This is a genomic window from Bradyrhizobium sp. LLZ17 (assembly GCF_041200145.1).
In the GTDB taxonomy this organism is placed as follows: Bacteria; Pseudomonadota; Alphaproteobacteria; order Rhizobiales; family Xanthobacteraceae; genus Bradyrhizobium.
The window spans coordinates 5,275,066-5,295,596 of sequence record NZ_CP165734.1; the positions used below are offsets into that span (position 1 = coordinate 5,275,066).

The following is a 20,531-nucleotide window of genomic DNA, read 5'->3' on the forward strand; positions in this document are numbered from 1 at the left end:
ATTTGATCGAGCGCAAGCCGTCAAGACCGCGGCCCGGTATCATCGGTCCGATTGCGTCAGAGGCATGGCCTGCGCCCATTTGCGCCGGTTGCTCACCCTTCCACGCCTCTCCATAGTGCCGGGAATCAACGAGCCCCTTGAAGGCCCTTTGGGGCGGAAATGCCGATGATCGACCTGACCTCAGCCGACGAAATCGCCGACGACGCCCGCGTGCGCACCAATGTGGTGCGCCTTGCCGCGGCCCAGGCGCTGACCGGCGCCAATTCGGCGGTGATCTTTGCCACCGGCTCGATCGTCGGCGCCACGCTCGCGCCCGACATGTCGTTCGCGACCGTGCCGATCTCGATGTATGTGGTGGGGTTGGCCGCCGGCACGCTGCCGACCGGTGCGATCTCGCGCCGGTTCGGCCGCCGCGTGGCTTTTATCGTCGGCACCGGCTGCGGCGTCCTCACCGGCGTGCTCGGCTCGTTCGCGATCCTGCATGCCTCGTTCGCGCTGTTTTGTGTCGCGACCTTCCTCGGCGGCCTCTACGGCGCCGTCGCGCAGTCCTATCGCTTCGCCGCCGCCGACGGTGCCAGCGCCGCCTACCGGCCGAAGGCGGTGTCGTGGGTGATGGCGGGCGGCGTGTTCGCCGGCGTGCTCGGTCCGCAGCTCGTGCAGTGGACCATGGATGTCTGGTCGCCTTATCTGTTCGCCTTCAGCTTCCTGGTTCAGGCCGCGGTCGCGCTGGTGGCGATGGGCATCGTCGCGGGCGTCGACATGCCGAAGCCTGCGCCCGCGGATCTCCGCGGCGGGAGGCCGCTGCTGACGATCGTCCGCCAGCCGCGCTTCATCGCGGCCGCGCTGTGCGGCGTCATCGCTTATCCCATGATGAATCTGGTGATGACGTCGGCGCCGCTCGCCATGAAGATGTGCGGCCTCAGCGTCAGCGATTCCAATTTCGGCATTCAATGGCACATCGTCGCGATGTACGGCCCGAGCTTCTTCACGGGCGCGCTGATCGCCCGTTTCGGCGCACAGAGGATCGTCGCCGCGGGCCTGCTGCTCGAAGCAAGCGCTGCCACGATCGGTCTTTCCGGCATCACCGCGATGCATTTCTGGGCGACGCTGATCGTGCTCGGTGTGGGCTGGAACTTCGCCTTTATCGGCGCCTCCGCGCTGGTGCTGGAGACGCACCGGCCGCAGGAGCGCAACAAGGTGCAGGCCTTCAACGATTTCCTGGTGTTCGGGATGATGGCGATCGGCTCGTTCTCGTCGGGGCAGTTGCTGGCAAATTACGGCTGGTCGGCCGTGAACATGGTGGTGTTCCCGCCGGCGGCGCTCGGCCTTGCGGTGCTCTCGTTCGCCTCCTTTGCCCGCCGCCGCAGGGCCCGGCTGAACGCGGCCATGGGTGAGTTCCCGGATGCGATCTAGCGCATGATCCGGAAAAGTGCGTAGCGGTTTTCCGAAAAGATCATGCTCAATAGGTTGGCAGGAGGCTGTCAGCAGGGTTGATAGTTCGATCGCTGTCGAAGTGATTTTCGGATGCGAGTTATTAGTTGATGCGTCATGGCCGGGCATAGGCGAGCGGAAGCGACGCCGTCCTTCAGACGGCTATGCCCGGGCATGACGGAGTACGCGGCAATGCTCGACAACCCTCAACACCCAGCCCTCGACGAATCCTCCTTCCGCTACGAAGGCTGGCGCATCGTTGCGGTCTGCTTCCTGCTCGCGACCTTCGGCTGGGGGCTCGGCTTCTACGGCCAGAGCGTCTATGTCGCCGAGCTTCAGCGCGCGCGGGGCTGGCCGGCGTCGCTGATCTCCTCGGGCACGACGTTCTTCTATCTGTTCGGTGCGCTGCTCGTCGTCTTCGTCGGCGAGGCCGTCAGGACATATGGCCCGCGGCTCTGCCTGATCGCCGGCACGCTGGCGATGGCGGCCGCCGCGGTCGCGATCGGCGCGGTGCGCGAGCCCTGGCAGCTCTATCTCGCCAACGCGGTGCTCGCCTTCGGCTGGGCCGGCACCAGCCTGGCCATGATCACCAACACCATCAGCCTGTGGTTCGACCAGAAGCGCGGCATGGCGATCAGCCTGGCACTGAACGGCGCCAGCTTCGGCGGCATCGTCGGCGTGCCGCTGCTGGTGAGCTTGATTGGCCATATCGGCTTCGAGAACGCGATGTTGATCGTTGCCGGCGCCATGCTGGTGCTGCTCGTGCCGGTGATCCTGTTGGCGATCGGCCGTCCGCCCGAACTCCATCGCTGGCAGGCGGCGACGAAGCTGAAGCCGCAATCATCGGCGGAGATCCGTAAAGCTGCACTGCGCGACGTCGGCTTTCTCACGGTGACGATCGCCTTTGCCTTGGTGCTGTTCGCCCAGGTCGGCTTCATTGTGCACCTGATCTCGTTCCTCGATCCCATCATCGGGCGCGAGCGTGCCGCCGTCGCGGTCGCGGTGCTGACGGCGATGGCAGTCATCGGCCGGGTGCTGTTCTCGCTGGTGATCGACCGGCTCAACCAGCGCGTGGCCTCGGCGCTGTCGTTCCTGAGCCAGGCCGCGGCGCTCCTCGTCGTCATCAATTTGCACAATGACTACTTGCTGATTGCGGCCTGCGCGGTGTTCGGCTTTTCGGTCGGCAACCTCATCACGCTGCCGTCGCTGATCGTGCAGCGTGAGTTCGATTCCGCCGCGTTCGGTGTGCTGATCAGCCTCAACACCGCGATCAACCAGGTGACCTATGCATTCGGCCCGGGCGTCGTCGGCTTGCTGCGCGATGTCTCCGGCGGCTATGCGCTGCCGTTCTATCTCTGCATTGCGCTGGAGGCGGTGGCGGCGGGGTTGATCATGGTGCGTGGGAAAAAGGTTTCGTAGGGTGGGCAAAGGCGCATAGCGCCGTGCCCACCATCTCACTCACCGCTGACGCTGCAAGAAATGGTGGGCACGCTGCGCTTTGCCCACCCTACGGAAGTCATAGAGACGCGACGGCGCCCCAACACACGCCGTCATTGCGAGGAGCCCTTGCGACGAAGCAATCCAGGCTGTCTCCGCGGACACGATTCTGGATTGCTTCGCTGCGCTCGTAATGACGCGGGGAGACAGCGGAGCCTCACACTTCCCGCTGTCGCAGCAGCTCCTCCACGTCCAGCCGCTTGGTGATCATCGCAAGCTTGCCGTCCGGCCCGAACGGCCACTGCTCCTTCGGCCGGTCCCGATACAGCTCCACGCCGTTCTGGTCCGGATCGCGCAGATACAGCGCTTCGGACACGCCGTGGTCGCTCGCCCCGTCCAGCGCGATGCCGGCCGAGAGCACGCGATGCAGCGCGTCCGCGAGCGCAGGGCGGGTCGGATAGAGGATCGCGGTGTGATAGAGCCCGGTCGTGCCCGGCGGCGGCGGCGAGCCGCCCTTGCTCTCCCAGGTGTTGAGCCCGATGTGGTGATGATAACCGCCTGCAGAGATGAAGGCCGCGCCGGAGCCCATCCGCTGCATCAGCTCGAAGCCGAGCACGCCGCAATAGAAGCCGAGCGCACGATCGAGATCGGCGACCTTGAGGTGGACGTGACCGATCCTGGTGCCGGGATTCACGGGTGGATTCTGGGACATGTGGCTGCTCCATTGATCAACTCCAGATAGGGCGAACCCCGGGGCGGCGCTACAGGCCAATCCCGAAACCCAGTGTTTCCTAATCCGAAACTGCGCATCGGGTCAGGCCATCAAGCGAGCTCCGACACCTCGCCCTCCGGCAGCCCGAACTCGAACGTGTTCAGCGTCATCGACACCAGCGTGTAATAGCCGCACAGCCCGATCACCTCGACGACGCCGCGCTCGCCGAGCAGCTTCACGGCCTCGTCATAGAGGCCTTTCTCGACGCCGTGACCCTCATGCAGCGACTTTGCCACATCGTAGATCATCCTGGCCACGGGATCGTCGAACTCCGGCGTGCGGCGGTCGCGGATCGCGTCGATGATGTCCGGCTTCAGGCCGCCCGCAAGGGCGAGGCGCTTGTGCGCGTACCATTCGTAATGCGCGGTCCAGTGCCGTGCCGTCACCAGGATCGCGATCTCCGAGAGCTTGGCGGGAAACATCGTGTCGAAGCGCAGCACTTCGCCGAGCCGCGTGGCATGCCGGGCCATCTCCGGGCTGTTGAGCCAGGCCATCATCGGCGCCGGCGGCTTGCCGCGCTTGCCGGCAATCGATTCGTCATAGGTCTGCCGCTGGCTCTCGTTCATTTCGCCAGGCGAAAGAAATTTCAGGCGCATCGTTGTTTCCTCTTTGTTTTCAACCGTCGCCGCGGCGGAGAGTATAGCCGAATGCTGTCGGGCGTGCGCAGCCGTACGGCATCGAAGAGGTTGAATTCCGCAGTGCGATGGCTCAGAGTCGTGCGCAACAAGTCGATTGCGATGGATGGAAACGACCCATGACTGACCTAAAAGCCAGCGATTCCGAGACCGCCGATCTCGAAGAATTCCGCAAGCAAACACGCGCTTGGCTCGAGGCCAATTGCCCGCCGGAAATGCGCAAGCCCGCGACGTCGGATGCCGACGTGTTCTGGGGCGGGCGCAACGCGAAATTCGCCTCCGAGCCGCAGCGCATCTGGTTCGAGCGCATGCGCGACAAGGGCTGGACCGTGCCGGACTGGCCGAAGCAATATGGCGGCGGCGGCCTGAGCGCGGCCGAGCACAAGGTGCTGCGTGCGGAGATGGCAAAGATCGGCGCGCGCCCGCCGCTGTCGAGCTTCGGCATCTGGATGCTCGGGCCGGCGCTGCTCAAATATGGCAACGAGGCGCAGAAGCAGGAGCATCTGCCGAAGATTGCAGCGGGCCTGATCCGCTGGTGCCAAGGCTATTCCGAGCCCAATGCCGGCTCCGATCTCGCTTCGCTCCAGACCCGCGCCGAGAGCGACGGCGACGATTTCGTCATCACGGGGTCGAAGATCTGGACGTCCTACGCCAACTACGCCGACTGGATCTTCTGTCTAGTGCGTACCGATCCAACCGCGAAGAAGCATGACGGCATCAGCTTCATCCTGTTCGACATGACCTCGAAGGGCGTGACGACCAAGCCGATCCTGCTGATCTCGGGGTACTCGCCGTTCTGCGAAACCTTCTTCGACAATGTCCGCGTGCCGAAATCGCACGTGGTCGGCACGATCAATCGCGGCTGGGACGTCGCGAAATATCTGCTGCAGCACGAGCGCGCGATGATCTCGGGCATGGGCGAGCGCGGTGTCGGCCGCCCGCTCGGCCAGATCGCCGCGGACTCCATCGGCACCGATGCGCAAGGCAAGCTCGACGATGCGATGCTGCGCGGCCGGATCGCCAGCTTCGACGTCGACGAAGCCGCACTCGCGGCCTGCGCCGAGCGCGCGGTCGATCTCGCCAAGGCAGGACAGGCGCATCCGGCGTTTTCATCGGCGATGAAATATTACGGCACCGAGCTCAACAAGCGCCGCTACGAGATTTTGATGTCGGCCGGCGGCGTTGATGCGCTGGAATGGGAGAGCGAGCGTTCCAGGCAAGGCGCCCGTCCGCGCGCCTGGCTGCGCACCAAGGCCAACTCGATCGAGGGCGGCACCACCGAGGTCATGCTCGGCATCGTCGCCAAGCGCATTCTCGATCTGCCGGGGGCGTGAGGCACACTCTCACCACACGTCATTCCGGGGCGCGACGGAGTCGCGAACCCGGAATCCATTCGTCCACCAACTCTGCTGCTTGATGGATTCCGGGCCTCCGCCTACGGCGCAGCCCGGAATGACCGAGACAAAATAATTTTCGGAACCGGAAACATCACCATGGCCCTCGTCCTCACCGAAGAACAATCGATGCTCCGCGACAGCGCGCGCGGGCTGATCAGCGACAAGGCGCCGGTGTCGCATCTGCGGCATCTGCGCGACGCTAAGGACCCCACCGGCTTCTCCAGGGAGCTTTGGCATTCCTTCGCCGAGATGGGCTTTGCCGGCCTGCTGGTGCCGGAGGAGTTCGGCGGCAGCGGCCTCGGCTTTGTCGAGGCCGGCGTCGTGATGGAGGAGATCGGCCGCACCTTGATGCCGTCGCCGTTCCTCGCCACCGGCGTGGTCGCGGCCTCGGCGCTGAGCCGCGGCGGCAACGCCGCGCAGAAGTCGGAGTACCTGCCAAAGATCTCCAATGGCTCGCTGCTCGCGACCTTGGCGATCGACGAGGGTGCAAAGCATCGTCCGCTGCAGACCAGTTTGCAGGCCGTGCGCGCCGGCAACGGTTTCAAGCTGTCCGGCGCCAAGGCGCTGGTGGTCGACGGTCATGTCGCGGACCTCTTCATCGTCGCCGGGCGCACCGCAGGCTCTGCCGGCGAGCGCGACGGCTTGACGCTGTTCCTGGTCAATCCCAAGGCCAAAGGCGTTGCGATCGAGCGCACCATCATCGTCGACGCGCACAACGCGGCGCGCATCGAGCTCGCCAATGTCGAGGTCAATGCCGACAGCGTGCTCGGCGAGGTCGACCAGGGCGCTGCCTTGCTCGACGGCGTGCTCGACATCGGCCGCGGCGCGGTCGCCTCCGAAATGGTGGGCTTGAGCGAAGAGGTGTTCAACCGCACCGTCGAGTACCTCAAAAGCCGCAAGCAGTTCGGCAAGCTGATCGGCGAATTCCAGGCGCTCCAGCACCGCGCCGCCGAGCTCTATGTCGACATCGAAATCACCCGCGCCGCCGTGATGAAGGCGCTGCAAGCGCTCGATACGGATGTCGCCAAGGCCGCATCAAGCGTCGCAGTGGCAAAAGCCCGCGCCGGCACCACCGCCACGCGCGCGGTGCAGGAAGGCGTGCAGATGCATGGCGGCATGGGCATGACCGACCAGTTCGACATCGGCTTCTTCATGAAGCGCGCGCGGGTGTGCGAGGAGCTGTTTGGCGATGCCAATTACCACACCGAGCAGCTGGCGCGCGCGGGGGTATTGAGGCGCGGAGCGTCGTTTAACACGCGGTGTCGTCGCCCGGCTTGACCGGGCGACCCAGTACGCTGCGGCCCCTCGATTGATCACAGCCGGGTCTGGAATACCGAATCGCCCGGTCAAGCCGGGCGATGACAGTTGAGAGGGGGAAAGCGCCTGCCCCAAGCTCGTCATTACGAGGAGCACTTGCGACGAAGCAATCCAGACTTTGTCCGCGGAAAGACTCTGGATTGCTTCGCTTCGCTCGCAATGACGGCGGAGGGGACTCCTACCGCATCGGCGGTGCGTACTGCACGCCGCCGGCATTCCACAGCTGGTTCATGCCGCGCGGGATCTTCAGCTTCGACTTCTCGCCGATGTTGCGCTCGTACATCTCGCCGTAATTGCCGACGTGGCGGATGACGCGGACGGCCCAGTCCTTGGTGAGGCCGAGCTGCTCGCCGTAATTACCCTCGGTGCCGACCAGCCGCATCACCTCGGGCTTCTTCGACTTCAGGGCCTCGTCGATGTTCTGCGAGGTGACGCCGAGCTCTTCCGCGTTGATCATCGCGTAGAGCGTCCACTTCACGATCATCATCCAGTCGTCGTCGCGCTGGCGCACCACGGGAGCGAGCGGCTCCTTGGAGATCACGTCCGGCAGGATCATGTGGTCGCCGGGCTTGCCGAGGTTGAGCCGCAGCGCATAGAGCTGGGAAACGTCGGCGGTGAGCGTGTCGCACTTGCCGGTGTCGTAGGCCTTCACGACGTCTTCCAGCTTGTCGAACTTCAACTCTTCATACTTCATGTTGTTGGCGCGAAAATAGTCGGCGAGGTTGAGCGCCGTCGTGGTGCCCGACTGCACGCAGACCTTGCTGTCGGCGAGGTCCAGCGACGTCTCCTTGTTGCGGGAGCGCGGCACCATGAAACCTTCACCGTCGTAATAAGCGACGGCGGGGAAATAGAGGTCATAATCGAGCTCGCGCGCCATGCTCCAGGTCGAGTTGCGGGAGAGAATGTCGACCTTGCGGCTCTGCAATTCCTTGAAGCGCTCGCTGGCGTCGAGCGGCACGAACTTGGCCTTGCCCGGATCGTCGAAGATCGCGGAGGCGACCGCGCGGCAGAAATCGACGTCAAAACCAGTCCAGTTGCCCTTGTCGTCGGGGATGGAGAAACCGGGCAGGCCCTTGTTGACGCCGCACAGCACTTCGCCGCGTCGGACGGTGCGCTTCAAGGTGCGGGTGTCATAGAACTCGTAGGTGATGGCGAAGGCGGCGACCAGCACGGCGACCGCGAGCCCGATCAGCAGGCCGCCTCGAAATGTGCGCATCATGTTGCTCTCTCGAAATAATCGGGAAAAGGAGTTTTGGCGAAGGTGGGACGCATGATCCGGAAAGTGCGAAGCGGCTTTCCGGAACGATCATGCGCGAACGAGTGGCGTTAGAGTTCAGGCTTCTGCCGGATGACCACCTTGGTCCCGACCGGGACGCGATCGTAGAGATCGGCGACATCGTGGTTGACCAGCCGGAAACAGCCCGAGGAGACCTTGGTGCCGATCGTGTCGGGGCGGTTGGTGCCGTGGATGCGATAAACGGTGGCGCCGAGATACATGGCGCGGGCGCCGAGCGGGTTGCCGGGGCCCCCGGCCATGAAGCGCGGCAAATAAGGCTGGCGCTGGATCATCTCCGGGGGCGGCGTCCAGTCCGGCCACTCCTTCTTGTTGCTGATGCTCACCAGCCCCTGCCACTGGAAGCCATCGCGGCCGACGCCGATGCCGTAGCGGATCGCGCGCCCGCCGGGCTGCACCAGATAGAGGTGGCGCTCCGAGGTCGAGATGATGATGGTGCCCGGTGCTTCGGTCGTGCGGTAGTACACGACCTGCTTCTGCCATTCCGGATCGAGCTCGTAAGCATCGTCGGCGACCAGGCCGGGCTCGTCGCCGCGGTCGGGCTGCTGGGCGAAAGCTTGCGGCGCAGACAGGATCAGGCCCATCGCAGCCAACAACGCCCCGGTCAGGCGACGAAAATCCGTCATTTCAAGCTCTCCCCGCTGCCACAGCGCAAATCGTTAGGATCCATCTGAACTCAGGGGCAGCTTCGTGGCAAGTTGATGGCGCGCCAAATCGTTATGTCACGAGAATGCTTTGGTTTTTTGACGGAGCCGGGCAATGCCACAAACAGGGGATGGCGCGAAAAGCGCAGAGTTGTGCTCGCTGCGCTCTCCCCGCCTGCGGGGGAGAGCGGGGGAGAGGGTGTCTCCGCAACGGGGCACTCCCGATGTGGTGAGAACCCTCACCCGGCGCGCGGGACGATGCTTCGCATCGCCCGGACGCGCCGAGCTCTCCCGCAAGCGGGAGAGGCGCAGACCGAACTCGCGGTGAGATCAACGTGCACCATAGGCCACTGTGTGCCAGTTAAATCCGGTTGCTTTCCGCCCCAATCCCGAGTCGCCGGACGATTTCGGCCGCCACCGCACGCGCCTCGTTGCGCGAGCCGATGCGGGGACTGCGAAACCTTTGTCCCGACCGCAATCGGATCACGACGATGCAGTGCTCGTCCTCGGACCGGCCGCGCCGCTCGACCGTGATCGTCTTCACATCGTGTCCCTCGATATGGTCGGCGCGCGGCTTGCCGTCTCCCGACAGGCGTTCAACGCGAATATCGCGTCGCCGGATGATCCAGAAGGCGCCGGTCGCGAGATTGGCAAACCTGTAAACCGCGAACGCGGCAATCGCGCCGAGCGGCAGCAGCATGAGGTCGATCGGGCCCGGTGACAGGCCACGCCAGAGCCGGTAGGCGTAGGGAACGGCAGACAATGTGGCGACGATCAGCGCAACGATCCGGATGTCCCTTGCGGAAAACGGCTCGACGGGGTCGCCGAGATGCATCTCGGGATTGCTGGCGTCGAGCGGATTGGCCGGCGCCTCGACGTCGGGAACGTCGAATTGCGCGGCGATCCGCGCCACTGTATCGCAGACATGCGTGACGTCGGAAATCGGCGGCGAGGTCAGGCGCTCCCCGAGGCCAGCGTGAAGGCCAGTTGGAAACGGGCCTTGGCCGCCTTGCTGCCGGCAACCTTCAATCCCCGGATGTCGTCTCTTGCGACGATCCTGGTGCGGAGCTTGCCGAAGGGACGTTGCTGCCCGATCAGGATTTCATCCGGCGTGATGATCCACACCACCGCGGGCGCCAGCATGATCCCGCCGACAAACGCCGCGCCGAGCAGCAGCGCCGCCGCGGAGATGACAACTTCCAGGGCATCGTGCGTGAACAGTCCCGGCGTGAAGCACAGCGCAACGGCCGCCGCAGAGCCGGCTATGACCAGCCGCTGCGCGATCGAGGCGCCTTCGCGAAGGCGAATGTCGTTGCTGGCGGTCGTGTCGTCCATTGCGGGCGGCTGATTTTTCGGTTGCGAACCTCCACGGACCGGTCCGTGGAGTCAAGCAACATCGGCGGCCGCCGCATGCGACGTCAGCTGTTGGCGTTCAAGAGCCGCGCCACCGTACGGTCGATCTCGTCATAGCGGCCTTCGCCTGCGTGCTGGAACACGATCTTGCCGTTCTGGTCGATGATGTACTGTGCCGGCCAATACTGGTTGCTGTAGGCATTCCAGGTCTTCGAATCGTTGTCCTGCGCCACCGGATAGGTGATGCCGTGGCGCTTCAGCGCGGCCTGCACATTGGACGCCGAACGCTCGAACGGGAATTCCGGCGTGTGCACGCCGACCACGATTAGGCCCTTGTCCTTGTACTTGGCGTAGAGGTCGGTGACGTGCGGCAGCGTGTTGACGCAGTTGACGCAGCCATAGGTCCAGAAATCCACCAGCACGACCTTGCCGCGCAGGTCGGCGAGGTTCAGCGGTTTCGAGTTGAACCAGTTATTGATGCCGGTGAAGTCGGGCGCGGTCTGCTGGCTTGCGGCAGCGACGGTGATCGGCGCCGCGCTGGCGACCTCGTCGCAGATGCCGGGAATGACGGCGCCGGTCACGGCAAAGGCCAGCAGCGCGGCGGAGACGGCGAGTAGCTTGGGCGTCATGGAACATTCCTCCGGTGGGTTTGGGATGATCACAGGCCGATCTGACCGGTGGGATAGAATCCGGTGAGCCACGCCACGATCAGCGTGTCGTACTGGAAGTAGGCGGCGGCCGCGAAGGCGATCACGATGACGCCAAAGCCCTGTTGAAGCCTGGGCGAGATGCGCGCGAGGCTGCGCACGCGCGTGGTCGCGGCCTGCCCGCCGTAGGCGATCGCCAGCATCGGAATTGCGGCGCCGATTGCGTAGCCGATCAAGAGCGTGCCCGCCCAGCCGGCGTTGTTCGAGGTCGCCACCAGCGTCAGGATCGAGCCGAGCACCGGGCCGGCGCAGGGCGTCCAGACCAGACCGAGCGTGGTGCCGAGCACGAGGCCGCCGAGCGCGCCCTCGCGTTGCGTGGCGCTGGAATTGCCGAGATCGAGCCAGCCATTGAGCCGGATCGACAGCCATTCGAACGGCGCCGGCCACAGCATCAGCAGGCCGAAGCCGAGCAGCAGGATCGAGGCGGCTTCGCGCAGCACGTTCGGATCGAAATCGAACAGCCGTGTGAGCGCGCCGAGCAGCAGCGCCGTTGCGGAGAACGAGAGCACGAAACCGAGCGCGATCATCGCGGGCCGCAGCCGGCCGGCGTGGCCGATCGAGGCGCCGAGCAGGATCGGCAGCATCGGCAGCGTGCATGGCGCGGCAATGGTGAGGATGCCGGCAAGGACAGCGAAGATCAGGTCAAGCATCGGGCCACTCGTGAAGGGGGTCACGAGGGTTGTTCGGGGTGGGTGCGCGGATTGTTACGAGCGTCACGCGTTCGTGACGGCGGTCGTGCCGCGACCTCGGTGCGCTCCCTCCCCCGCTGGCGGGGGAGGGCAGGGGAGAGGGTGCCTCCGCAATGGGACACTTCCCAAGAGGAAACAGCCCTCACCCCCGCGCGCGGGACGATGCTTCGCATCGCCCGGGGCGCGTCGGCCTCTCCCGCAAGCGGGAGAGGCGGGAGCCTGCCGCTACGTCTTTGCCCCCAAATACAAAACGACCCGGAGGGGGGCATCCCGTCCGGGTCGTTGGAGGTCTTGGGAGGTTTAAGCGAAACCGTATGTGAGCTTTATAGGGATGAAGTTTTTCCGCCTGATGTTGTGTTTTGTTTCAATTGTTTCGTCGGCGGTAACTCTTTTGTGTCCGGTGATGGGGCCCGAAATCCGGTCCTATCTCCTTGAAATCTTTGTGTTTCAGGCGGCGAAGCGTTCGACGCCACAGCTCTTGAGCAACTCGGCCAGTTGCTTGCGGGCGTAGAACATCCGGGTCTTCACCGTGCTCTGGGGGATGCCGATGATCTGCCCGACCTCCTCCACCGACTTCTCATGGTAATAGACGAGGGTGATGATCTCGCGATGCGCGGGCGACAGTTTTGCCACGCAGGCGCGCAGGATCGCGCTGGTGTCGCTGCGGTCGAGCGAGGTCTCCGGCGTCTCCGCGCCATCGGGAATCTGGCGCACGTCTTCCTGGTCGATGTCCTCGAAGCGGCGCTGGCGCATCGCGGTCAGCGCCTTGAAGCGGGCAATCGAGAGCAGCCAGGTCGAGACCTGCGAGCGGCCCTGGAATTGGCCGGCGGTCCGCCACACATCGAGAAACACCTGGCTGACCAGGTCTTCGGCCGCGGTCGCATCACGCACGATGCGCAGGATGAAGCGGTAGACGCGCACGTTGTGACGGCAATAAAGGATGTGCATCGACGTCCGGTTGCCGTCGGCAATGCTTTCGAGAAGCATATCGTCCGAGGTCGCCTGAGCGGCAATGATGCTCTGGCTGGCTTGGGCGTTGATGGCGATGACGTTCGGCATTGACCTGGCTCCCCGTAGCGCCGCAACCGAGCGGCGTTTCCTTGGACCAAAGTGTTAATGAGCCAACGTTTCGGGACGTCTGCACCAAAAGCGGAAAATGGTTTCGTGCGCCGTCAAATTGTTTCGTCGGAGACGGGCCGACGAAACATCCGGGGTAAAAAAGCGTGGAATTTCAACGTACGGGAAATACGGGGCGGGCGGTTTTGCGGGTGAGGAACGAAGTTGGGGTGTTTGTGTTCGCCGCCGCACTAATCCCGACGTCGTCCCGGCGAAGGCCGGGACCCATAACCACAGCGAGACGTTTTGCGAAGACCGGTCGTGAAGAGCCTTTGCCGGTACCGGCACATGCAATTCACCGATAGATCACGCGGTATGGATCCCGGCCTTCGCCGGGATGACGGCGGAATTTGCCGCGCACGCCTTACGCCCTCGCGTCCCCTACGCCTTCTCGCCCGCGGGCGAGAACAGGTAGCCGCCGCCGCGGATGGTGCGGATCACGGCGGGCTTGGTCGGGTCGGGCTCGATCTTGCGGCGGATGCGCATGATGCGCAGGTCGACGGCGCGATCGAACGCTTCGGCGTCGCGCGCATTGGCCAGTTCCAGCAGGCGCTCGCGTGACAGCACGCGCTTCGGATTGGCCGCGAACACCTTCAACAGCCCGAACTCGGACGCGGTCAGCGGATGCTCGTTGCCCTCGTCGTCGCGCAGCGCTTGCGCTTCGAGATCGAGCCATTTTGTCCCAAAGCGTACCAATTGATCCTTGTCGGATTTCGCAGGCGCCGCTTCGGATGCGGCGAGCTTGAGCGGCGTGCTCCGCCGCAGCACCGAGCGAATGCGCGCCATCAGTTCGCGCAGCTCGCACGGCTTGGCCACGTAATCGTCGGCGCCGAGCTCGAGCCCGACCACGCGGTCGATCGGGCTCGCGGTGGCCGTGAGCATGATCACGGGAACGTTGATGCGGCTCTTGAGGTCGCGGATGATCGAGAGACCGTCTTCTTCGGGCATGTTGAGGTCGAGCACGACGAGATCTGGCATGCTGCCGTCGATCGCGGCGCGCAAGCTCTTTCCGCCGTCGCACAGCGTCACGGTGAAGCCGTGCATCTTGAGGTAATCGCCGACCATCTCCCGGGCCGGGGCCTCGTCGTCGACGATCATGATGTGCTGGCTTTGGGTCATGGGGTCATAGCATTTCGGCTCAGTGCATTTCAGTCGCGGGAAGCGTGATGGTGAAGGTCGATCCCTTGCCGGGTCCGTCGCTCTCGGCGGTCACCTCGCCGCCATGCATGTCGATAATACGCTTGACGATGGACAACCCAAGCCCCGTCGAACTCTCGCCGGCGGTCGGTTTTGCCGACAGTCGCTGGAATCGGCCGAACAGGCGGCCGAGATCCTCCGGCGACAGCCCGGCGCCTTCGTCGGTGACGCGGATGACGGTGTCGTTGGCCTCATGGGTCACCGCGACAATGATCTTGCCGGCCATCGGTGAGTATTTGATGGCGTTGCTGATGAGATTGTCGATCGCCTCACGGATGCGGTCGGTGTCGCACATGGTGACGATGTTGGACGGCGCGGTGACGCTGATCGTCTGCTGCTTGTTGACGGCGAGCGGCTGGTTGGCTTCGGCGACCTCTTTCACCAGGGCCGCGACATCGACCGGCTCGCGGCGAATGGTGATGTCGAAGGCATCCGCCATCGCGTCCGAGATCAGGTGATCGACCATCGTGGTCAGGCGCTTGGTCGCATCGCGGATGTGATCGACTTGGGCGCTCACGCCGCTCGCGGACGCGCCGGTCGAGATCAGCTCCTTCAGCATCTCGGTGCGGCCGAGAATGACGCCGAGCGGGTTCTTGAGGTCGTGGGCGACGGTGCCCAAAATCTCGTTCTTGAAGCCGTTGGCGCGCTGCAGCCGCAGCCATTGCGCCGAGAGGCGGCGGTTGGCCTGCATCAAGGCGCGGGTGCGCTGGGCCACGCGGTCTTCCAGCTGCGTATTGGCGTCCTGGAGCTGCTGATAGAGGATGACGTTGTCGAATGCGATCGAGAGCCGGCTGGAGAAGATCTCGACCAGCGAACGGTCGGTCCCGGACAGCTCGCGTTCGGCCTGGAGCAGCACCACGACCTCGCGGCCGCTACCGGTGCGCAAATAGATCACGCTGCGGTGGTCGGCGAATTCGTTCTTGCGGCCCTGGAACGCCGCTTCCACCATCGCGCGCAGATCGGGGTCGAGCGCCTTCGACGAGGTCGTGCCGATGAAGCGGCTGTAGCAGCCGCTGCCCGCAAGCACCGACAGCTCGGGATCGACCCCGCCATTGTCGCGCAGAACCAGGATGCCGGCGCAATCGACATTGAGCAGCGAGGCGAGCTGGGTCAGCACGCCCTCGGCGAGCCGCTGCATCGACTTGAAGTCGTACAGAGTCGAGGCGGCGTCGATGATGATCTCCAGCCCGCGTCGGGTCTGCACCATGCGCTCGAGCTGCTGGTAGGAGCGCAGCGCCGCGGTCAGCGAGGTGAACAGTTTGTCGGCGGTGAGCTCGGTCTTGGCCTTGTAGTCGTTGATGTCGTATTGCACGATGACGCGGCGCTCGGGCGCCTGGCCGGGCTGTCCGGTGCGCAGGATGATGCGCACGGTCTCGTTCTTGAGCTCGTTGCGAATGAACTCGACCAGCTCGAGCCCCGCGACATCCGTCTCCATGATGACGTCGAGCAGCACCGCGGCGATGTCGCCGTGCGCGGCCATCAGCTTGCGACCTTCGGCCGCGGAATGCGCCGAGAGGATTTCCAGGCCCTGGCCGTTGAGAGAATAGTCCGAGAGCGCAAAACGCGTGCCGTCATGCACGGCCGGATCGTCGTCGATGACGGCGATCTTCCACTTCCTCGTCTCCGTATCCTCCGACGCGGTCCCGGTATCGTCGATCAGGTGGAGGACATCGTCCTGTTCGGCCATTGAGAGGTCCCGTCAGTCTCTGTGCTTTGCGTGGCGCCCTTGGCGACCCGGGGCATGATAATGCGAAAAGTAGTGCCTTGTCCCAGCTTGGATTCCAGCATCATCCGGCCGCCGAGCTGCTGGGTGACGAGGTTATAGACGATATGCAGGCCGAGTCCCGTGCCGCCTTCATTGCGCCGGGTGGTAAAGAAGGGGTCAAAGGCCTGGCGCTGCACGTCGGGGGTCATGCCGGCGCCGTCGTCGGCGAAGATGATCTCGATGTCGTCGGTCCCGCGCGGTCGCGCCGAGATCGTGATGGTGCCGGCCCGCCGGTCGGCAAAGGCGTGGTTGGCGGCATTGAGGAACAGATTGGTCAGGATCTGGCCATAGGAGCCGGGATAGCCGTCCAGCAGCAGCCCCTCGGGCACGTCGACCTGGAGCGTGGTCGGCGAGCGCTTCAGCACGGGCCTGAGGCTCGCGATGATCTGGTCGGTAGCTTCGCTCAACGAGAATTGCCGGCGCTCGGCATGGGAGCGGTCGACCGCGACCTGCTTGAACGACTGGATCAGCTCGCCGGCGCGCGTGAGATTGGCGACGAGCTGCTGCGAGGCGTCGCGCGACGACTGCACGAATTCCTCCAGCTGCGAGCGGCGCAGCCCGCCATCGCCCTTGAGCTGGGCCTCGAACATTTCGCTGCGCCGGGCCAAACTCGAGGCCACGGTCAGGCTGATGCCGATGGGGTTGTTGACCTCGTGGGCGACGCCGGCAACGAGGCCGCCCAGCGCCGCCAGCCGTTCGGCGTCGATCAGATTCTGCTGCGCGGCATTGAGCTCGAGCAGCGCGCTCTCGGCCTTCTCCTTGGATTCGCGCAGCTCGTCCTCGGTCTGGCGCTTGGCGATGGCGTTCTCGCGGAACACCTCCACCGCGCGCGCCATGGCGCCGACCTCGTCGCGGGCGCCGGTGCCCTGCACCGCGCGGCCGAGATCGCCGAGCGTGATCGCGCGCATCGCCGCCATGATCTGCTGCAGCGGCAGCCGGATCGACAGCGCGATCAGCACGCCGGCGGACAGGATGATGCCGAGGAAGATCACGGCGATCGACAGCACCCGCCGCGAAATGTCCGCCAGCGTGCGGTCGAAGGTTGCCTGCGCCTTTTGCTCGCGCTGGCGCATCTTGGTCGAGAGGTCGTCGATGGCGCCGATCGCCTCGGCCTGACTGGCGTCGATGGTGTTGCGCAGCAAGTCGGTGCGGCTGGTCAATTGCTCGGAGAGTTTTGCAAAGCCCTCGCGCAGCGCCGTGGTGCGGGTCGCGAGCTTTTGCAGCGCCATGCGCTGGAGGTCGTTGTCGGCGAGATCGATCATCACCGGGATGGTTTTCTCGATGGTCTCGGTGTTGCGGCGCGCGTCGTCGGCGGCACCCGGCGACAGCGACAGATAGTAGGAATTGGCCGCGACCAGCATCGCCGTGAAGGCCTCGCGGGACTTGCCGAGCGAGGGCCAGATCAAGGCGTCGCGATGGCCGGTGGCGCCCTCGATGATGGAGTAGAGCCCCGCCATGTCCCTGGCCGGGCCCTGCACCTGCTCCTCGTAGGTCTTGGCGATGGTCGCCTGCACGGCGCGCAGCTCGCCAAAACCGTTGAGGAAGCGGTCGGTGGTGCGCTCCAGCTCCTCGACCGAGCCCGCCAGCATCGGGTCCTTGGCGGCGCGATCGGTCAGCGTGCCCAGCACCGCCTCGCGCAGCAACAGGATTTCGGCGAACAGGTCCGGACTCGGCTGGTTGATATAACGGTGGATCAGGTTCTGGAGGCGCCCGGTCTCGCTTTCGAGCAGCGCCAGGATCCGGTCGGATTCGCGCACCTGGCGCACGTCGTCCCAGGCCGAGCCCAGCACCTGCGCGCCGTTCCAGATCATCGCCACCAGCACGATCACCACGGCGGAGTTCAGCGCCGCGATCGACAGGATGCGCCAGCGGATCGGCACCGCCCGCAGCAGGCCGACCAGACGCGCGCGCAGCCGCCCGATCGGGCCGGGCGGCCTGTCTGCGAGCTCGCTGTGTCCGGGCGCAGCCAAAAACCTCACTCCACCTTGCGAATGCGTTCGATCAGCGCGGCCGCGGCGGGATCGCGCCCGGCCTTGGCGTAGATTGACGCCATCGCGTCCTCGAACGGCTTGCGGTCGATATCCCTGACGATGGTGACGCCCGCGGCCTGCGCCTTGCGCTGCGACTGCTCCTCGAGGTCGCGCCATTTCTCGCGCATGAAATTGCCGGAGCGCGCCGCGGCCTCCCTGAAGATCTGCTGGTCCTCAGCCGACAGGCTGCGCCAGGCCTTGAGCGAGATCACCAGCACCTCCGGGCTCATCGTGTGCTCGGTCAGCGTCAGGTAGCCGGCATATTTGTAATGGTCCGTGGTCACGAAGGAGGGCCAGTTGTTCTCCGCGCCGTCGATCAGATGGGTCGCAAGACCCGTGAGCACCTGCCCGTAGGGCAGCTCGACAGGCTCGGCGCCGAGCGAGCGGATCATCTCACTCATCAGCTCCGATTGCTGCACCCGGATCCGCAGGCCCTTGAGGTCGGCGATGCTCTTCACCGGCCGAACTCCGTTATAGATCGAGCGCGCCCCCGAATCGTAGAAGGCGAGCCCCACGAAGCCGTAGGGCTCGAAGCTGTTCAGGATCTCGCCGCCGATCGGCCCGTCCAGCACCTTCTGCATGTGCTCGATGGACCGGAATAGGAACGGCATGGCCAGCACGTTCATCGCCGGAACGAAATTGCCGATCAGCGCCACGTTGGTCCGGTTGAGGTCGATCGCGCCGGCCCGGGTCTGCTCGATCGTCTCCTTCTCCTCGCCAAGCTGGCGGGAGTGAAACACCTTGATCTCGTGGCGGCCGGCGGTGCGCTCGGCGATCAGGGCGCTCATGTAGCGCAGCGCCTGCACGGTCGGGTAATCCTCAGTCTGGGTGTCGGCAGCGCGGAACTCGCGCGCAATCGCGCCCGTCGCGCACATGCCCATCGAGACTGCGGCGAACAAAAGCGCGACGAACACCATCCCGGTCCGCGAGAATTCGGCACGGTTCAACACTGGCACACTCAACCCCTTGGTGATGGAGTCTAGGGCGGAAGGAAAAGGTTCAATCCAATCTAGCAGATGGTAAAGGGAAGGCCATCCCGGTCCGCCGGCAGCGCGATTGTGCGGCGCGGCCACGGCTCATTCCCGGTTGAAACCGCGAATGCCGCGCCTTAAGCAGGATCGGTCGCCTTTTGCCGCGCGAGAGGGAAGAGCCAAATTGATTTCAGCATTGCGCCTTTTGCAGATCGCCGCCCTCTCTTTCTTGGCCCTCTCCTTGGCGCCGCTCGCGCCGGCGCGCGCTACCGACATCGCGCTGTGGCACGCCATGTCGGGCGAGCTTGGCAAGCAGCTTGAAAAGCTCACCTCCGACTTCAACGCCACGCAGCCGGATTACCGCATCGTACCAACTTACAAGGGCAGCTACACCGAGACGGTGACGGCTGCGATCTTCGCCTTCCGCTCGCGCAGCCAGCCCGCGATCGTCCAGGTCAACGAGGTCGCCACCGCCACCATGACCGCGGCCAAGGGCGCGATCTATCCCGTCTACAGCATGATGCGCGACATGGGCGAGCCGTTCTCGCTCAGCGATTATCTTCCCGCCGTCTCCGGCTACTACACCGACGCAGCCGGCAATCTGTTGTCGTTCCCGTTCAATTCGTCGACGCCGATCCTCTATTACAACAAGACCATGTTCCGCGACGCGGGCCTCGATCCGGAGACGCCGCCGAAGACCTGGCCCGAGCTCGGCGCCGCCGCAAAGCGCCTGCGCGAGCACGGCGCGGTCTGCGGCTTCACCACGTCGTGGCCGTCCTGGATCCATGTCGAGAATTTTTCGGCGTTTCACAATCTGCCGCTGGCCACCCGCGCGAACGGTTTTGCCGGCCTCGATGCACAATTGACCATCAACAATCCGGTCGTGGTCAAGCACGTCGCCCAGCTCGCCGAATGGCAAAAGACGAAACTGTTCGACTATAGCGGCCGCGGCCAAGCGGCCGAGCCGCGTTTCCAGAACGGCGAATGCGGCATCTTCATCGGCTCCTCGGCGACGCGTGCCGACATCAAGGCGAATTCGAAGTTCGAGATCGGCTACGGCATGATGCCGTATTGGCCCGACGTGAAGGACGCGCCGCAGAACTCGATCATCGGCGGCGCCACGCTGTGGGTGCTGCGCGATCGGCCGCGCGACGAATACAAAGGCGTGGCGCGGTTCTTCGCCTATCTGTCGCAGCCCGGCGTGCAGGCCGCCTGGCACCAGAACACCGGGTACCTGCCGGTCACCCGCGCCGCCTTCGAGCTGACGCGGGCGCAGGGCTTTTACGAGCGCAACCCGGGCTCCGCGATCTCGTTCGAGGAGATCACGCTGCATCCGCCGACCGAGAATTCCAAGGGCATCCGGCTCGGCTCCTTCATCTTGATCCGCGGCGTGATCGAGGACGAGCTGGAGCGAGCCTTTGCCGGCCAGAAGGGCGCGCAAGCCGCGCTGGAGTCCGCCGTCGAACGCGGCAACAAGCTCCTGCGCCAATTCGAGCGCGCCAGCCCGGAGCGGTAGCGATTTTGCCATTGGATTCCGCTATTGCCGCCGACGAGGTGCGCTCCCTTCCCCGCCTGCGGGGGAGGCATAGGCGGCCTACGGCCGCCGTTCTTAAAGGACGCCGATGCGAAGCATCGGCTATGGGAGAGGGTTGTCTCCGCAACGGGACACTCCCCAGAGGAGAAAACCCTCACCCGACGCTACGCGTCGACCTCTCCCGCAAGCGGGAGAGGTGCAGCGCGTCCTGGGCTCGCATCGAGATCAACGAAAACGCTCCG

At 64.9% G+C, this 20,531-nt stretch carries 18 protein-coding genes; 5 read left to right on the top strand and 13 right to left on the bottom strand.

Going from position 1 to position 20,531, the window contains the following annotated elements:
- The first annotated feature begins 165 nt into the window (after window positions 1–165).
- Window positions 166–1,413, top strand: a complete 1,248-nt coding sequence (locus AB8Z38_RS25355) for an MFS transporter (protein ID WP_369720477.1) — start codon at window positions 166–168, stop codon at window positions 1,411–1,413.
- Window positions 1,414–1,623: 210 nt separating this feature from the next.
- The gene (locus tag AB8Z38_RS25360; RefSeq protein ID WP_369720478.1) at window positions 1,624–2,850 is read left to right on the top strand and encodes an MFS transporter; all 1,227 of its coding nucleotides are present in this window, start codon (window positions 1,624–1,626) and stop codon (window positions 2,848–2,850) included.
- Window positions 2,851–3,085: 235 nt separating this feature from the next.
- Here AB8Z38_RS25360 and AB8Z38_RS25365 read toward each other — a convergent pair whose 3' ends face one another.
- Both AB8Z38_RS25365 and AB8Z38_RS25370 read right to left on the bottom strand, forming a co-directional pair.
- Window positions 3,086–3,580, bottom strand: a complete 495-nt coding sequence (locus tag AB8Z38_RS25365) for a VOC family protein (RefSeq protein WP_369720479.1) — start codon at window positions 3,578–3,580, stop codon at window positions 3,086–3,088.
- 110 nt (window positions 3,581–3,690) lie between these two features.
- Window positions 3,691–4,236, bottom strand: coding sequence for a carboxymuconolactone decarboxylase family protein (locus tag AB8Z38_RS25370; protein ID WP_369720480.1), 546 nt, complete (start codon window positions 4,234–4,236; stop codon window positions 3,691–3,693).
- A 158-nt stretch (window positions 4,237–4,394) separates the two neighbouring features.
- Between AB8Z38_RS25370 and AB8Z38_RS25375 the strand changes: the two genes are divergently transcribed.
- Both AB8Z38_RS25375 and AB8Z38_RS25380 read left to right on the top strand, forming a co-directional pair.
- Complete coding sequence (locus AB8Z38_RS25375; RefSeq protein ID WP_369720481.1) at window positions 4,395–5,609, top strand: acyl-CoA dehydrogenase family protein; 1,215 nt, start codon at window positions 4,395–4,397, stop codon at window positions 5,607–5,609.
- Window positions 5,610–5,768: 159 nt separating this feature from the next.
- A complete protein-coding gene (locus AB8Z38_RS25380) occupies window positions 5,769–6,950 on the top strand; it encodes an acyl-CoA dehydrogenase family protein (protein ID WP_369720482.1) in 1,182 nt (393 codons plus the stop codon).
- Between the two features lie 217 nt (window positions 6,951–7,167).
- Here AB8Z38_RS25380 and AB8Z38_RS25385 read toward each other — a convergent pair whose 3' ends face one another.
- From AB8Z38_RS25385 to AB8Z38_RS25435, 11 genes are all read right to left on the bottom strand, one after another.
- Window positions 7,168–8,205: an amino acid ABC transporter substrate-binding protein gene (locus AB8Z38_RS25385; RefSeq protein ID WP_369726604.1), complete on the bottom strand. Its 1,038-nt coding sequence runs from the start codon at window positions 8,203–8,205 to the stop codon at window positions 7,168–7,170.
- Window positions 8,206–8,315: 110 nt separating this feature from the next.
- The gene (locus AB8Z38_RS25390; RefSeq protein WP_369720483.1) at window positions 8,316–8,909 is read right to left on the bottom strand and encodes a L,D-transpeptidase; all 594 of its coding nucleotides are present in this window, start codon (window positions 8,907–8,909) and stop codon (window positions 8,316–8,318) included.
- Between the two features lie 379 nt (window positions 8,910–9,288).
- The gene (locus AB8Z38_RS25395; RefSeq protein ID WP_369720484.1) at window positions 9,289–9,840 is read right to left on the bottom strand and encodes a hypothetical protein; all 552 of its coding nucleotides are present in this window, start codon (window positions 9,838–9,840) and stop codon (window positions 9,289–9,291) included.
- A gap of 41 nt (window positions 9,841–9,881) precedes the next feature.
- Complete coding sequence (locus tag AB8Z38_RS25400; protein ID WP_369720485.1) at window positions 9,882–10,262, bottom strand: hypothetical protein; 381 nt, start codon at window positions 10,260–10,262, stop codon at window positions 9,882–9,884.
- Between the two features lie 83 nt (window positions 10,263–10,345).
- Window positions 10,346–10,909, bottom strand: coding sequence for a thioredoxin family protein (locus AB8Z38_RS25405; protein ID WP_369720486.1), 564 nt, complete (start codon window positions 10,907–10,909; stop codon window positions 10,346–10,348).
- A gap of 29 nt (window positions 10,910–10,938) precedes the next feature.
- Window positions 10,939–11,637, bottom strand: coding sequence for a cytochrome c biogenesis CcdA family protein (locus tag AB8Z38_RS25410; protein ID WP_369720487.1), 699 nt, complete (start codon window positions 11,635–11,637; stop codon window positions 10,939–10,941).
- A gap of 486 nt (window positions 11,638–12,123) precedes the next feature.
- Complete coding sequence (locus AB8Z38_RS25415; RefSeq protein ID WP_369720488.1) at window positions 12,124–12,735, bottom strand: sigma-70 family RNA polymerase sigma factor; 612 nt, start codon at window positions 12,733–12,735, stop codon at window positions 12,124–12,126.
- A gap of 438 nt (window positions 12,736–13,173) precedes the next feature.
- A complete protein-coding gene (locus AB8Z38_RS25420; RefSeq protein WP_369720489.1) occupies window positions 13,174–13,911 on the bottom strand; it encodes a response regulator in 738 nt (245 codons plus the stop codon).
- Between the two features lie 19 nt (window positions 13,912–13,930).
- Window positions 13,931–15,676: a DUF3369 domain-containing protein gene (locus AB8Z38_RS25425; protein WP_369720490.1), complete on the bottom strand. Its 1,746-nt coding sequence runs from the start codon at window positions 15,674–15,676 to the stop codon at window positions 13,931–13,933.
- A complete protein-coding gene (locus tag AB8Z38_RS25430) occupies window positions 15,646–17,724 on the bottom strand; it encodes an ATP-binding protein (RefSeq protein WP_369720491.1) in 2,079 nt (692 codons plus the stop codon). The genes AB8Z38_RS25425 and AB8Z38_RS25430 overlap by 31 nt, the downstream gene beginning before the upstream one ends.
- 5 nt (window positions 17,725–17,729) lie before the next feature.
- Window positions 17,730–18,740, bottom strand: a complete 1,011-nt coding sequence (locus tag AB8Z38_RS25435; RefSeq protein ID WP_369720492.1) for a TRAP transporter substrate-binding protein — start codon at window positions 18,738–18,740, stop codon at window positions 17,730–17,732.
- Between the two features lie 142 nt (window positions 18,741–18,882).
- Between AB8Z38_RS25435 and ugpB the strand changes: the two genes are divergently transcribed.
- Window positions 18,883–20,271, top strand: a complete 1,389-nt coding sequence (gene ugpB, locus AB8Z38_RS25440; protein ID WP_369720494.1) for a sn-glycerol-3-phosphate ABC transporter substrate-binding protein UgpB — start codon at window positions 18,883–18,885, stop codon at window positions 20,269–20,271.
- Window positions 20,272–20,531 lie beyond the last annotated feature (260 nt).

Coding starts and splice junctions, on each gene's coding strand:
- AB8Z38_RS25355 (WP_369720477.1), top strand. CDS start 166: ATGATCGACCTGACCTCAGCCGACGAAATCGCCGACGACGCCCGCGTG.
- AB8Z38_RS25360 (WP_369720478.1), top strand. CDS start 1,624: ATGCTCGACAACCCTCAACACCCAGCCCTCGACGAATCCTCCTTCCGC.
- AB8Z38_RS25365 (WP_369720479.1), bottom strand. CDS start 3,580: ATGTCCCAGAATCCACCCGTGAATCCCGGCACCAGGATCGGTCACGTC.
- AB8Z38_RS25370 (WP_369720480.1), bottom strand. CDS start 4,236: ATGCGCCTGAAATTTCTTTCGCCTGGCGAAATGAACGAGAGCCAGCGG.
- AB8Z38_RS25375 (WP_369720481.1), top strand. CDS start 4,395: ATGACTGACCTAAAAGCCAGCGATTCCGAGACCGCCGATCTCGAAGAA.
- AB8Z38_RS25380 (WP_369720482.1), top strand. CDS start 5,769: ATGGCCCTCGTCCTCACCGAAGAACAATCGATGCTCCGCGACAGCGCG.
- AB8Z38_RS25385 (WP_369726604.1), bottom strand. CDS start 8,205: ATGCGCACATTTCGAGGCGGCCTGCTGATCGGGCTCGCGGTCGCCGTG.
- AB8Z38_RS25390 (WP_369720483.1), bottom strand. CDS start 8,909: ATGACGGATTTTCGTCGCCTGACCGGGGCGTTGTTGGCTGCGATGGGC.
- AB8Z38_RS25400 (WP_369720485.1), bottom strand. CDS start 10,262: ATGGACGACACGACCGCCAGCAACGACATTCGCCTTCGCGAAGGCGCC.
- AB8Z38_RS25405 (WP_369720486.1), bottom strand. CDS start 10,909: ATGACGCCCAAGCTACTCGCCGTCTCCGCCGCGCTGCTGGCCTTTGCC.
- AB8Z38_RS25410 (WP_369720487.1), bottom strand. CDS start 11,637: ATGCTTGACCTGATCTTCGCTGTCCTTGCCGGCATCCTCACCATTGCC.
- AB8Z38_RS25415 (WP_369720488.1), bottom strand. CDS start 12,735: ATGCCGAACGTCATCGCCATCAACGCCCAAGCCAGCCAGAGCATCATT.
- AB8Z38_RS25420 (WP_369720489.1), bottom strand. CDS start 13,911: ATGACCCAAAGCCAGCACATCATGATCGTCGACGACGAGGCCCCGGCC.
- AB8Z38_RS25425 (WP_369720490.1), bottom strand. CDS start 15,676: ATGGCCGAACAGGACGATGTCCTCCACCTGATCGACGATACCGGGACC.
- ugpB (WP_369720494.1), top strand. CDS start 18,883: ATGCCGCGCCTTAAGCAGGATCGGTCGCCTTTTGCCGCGCGAGAGGGA.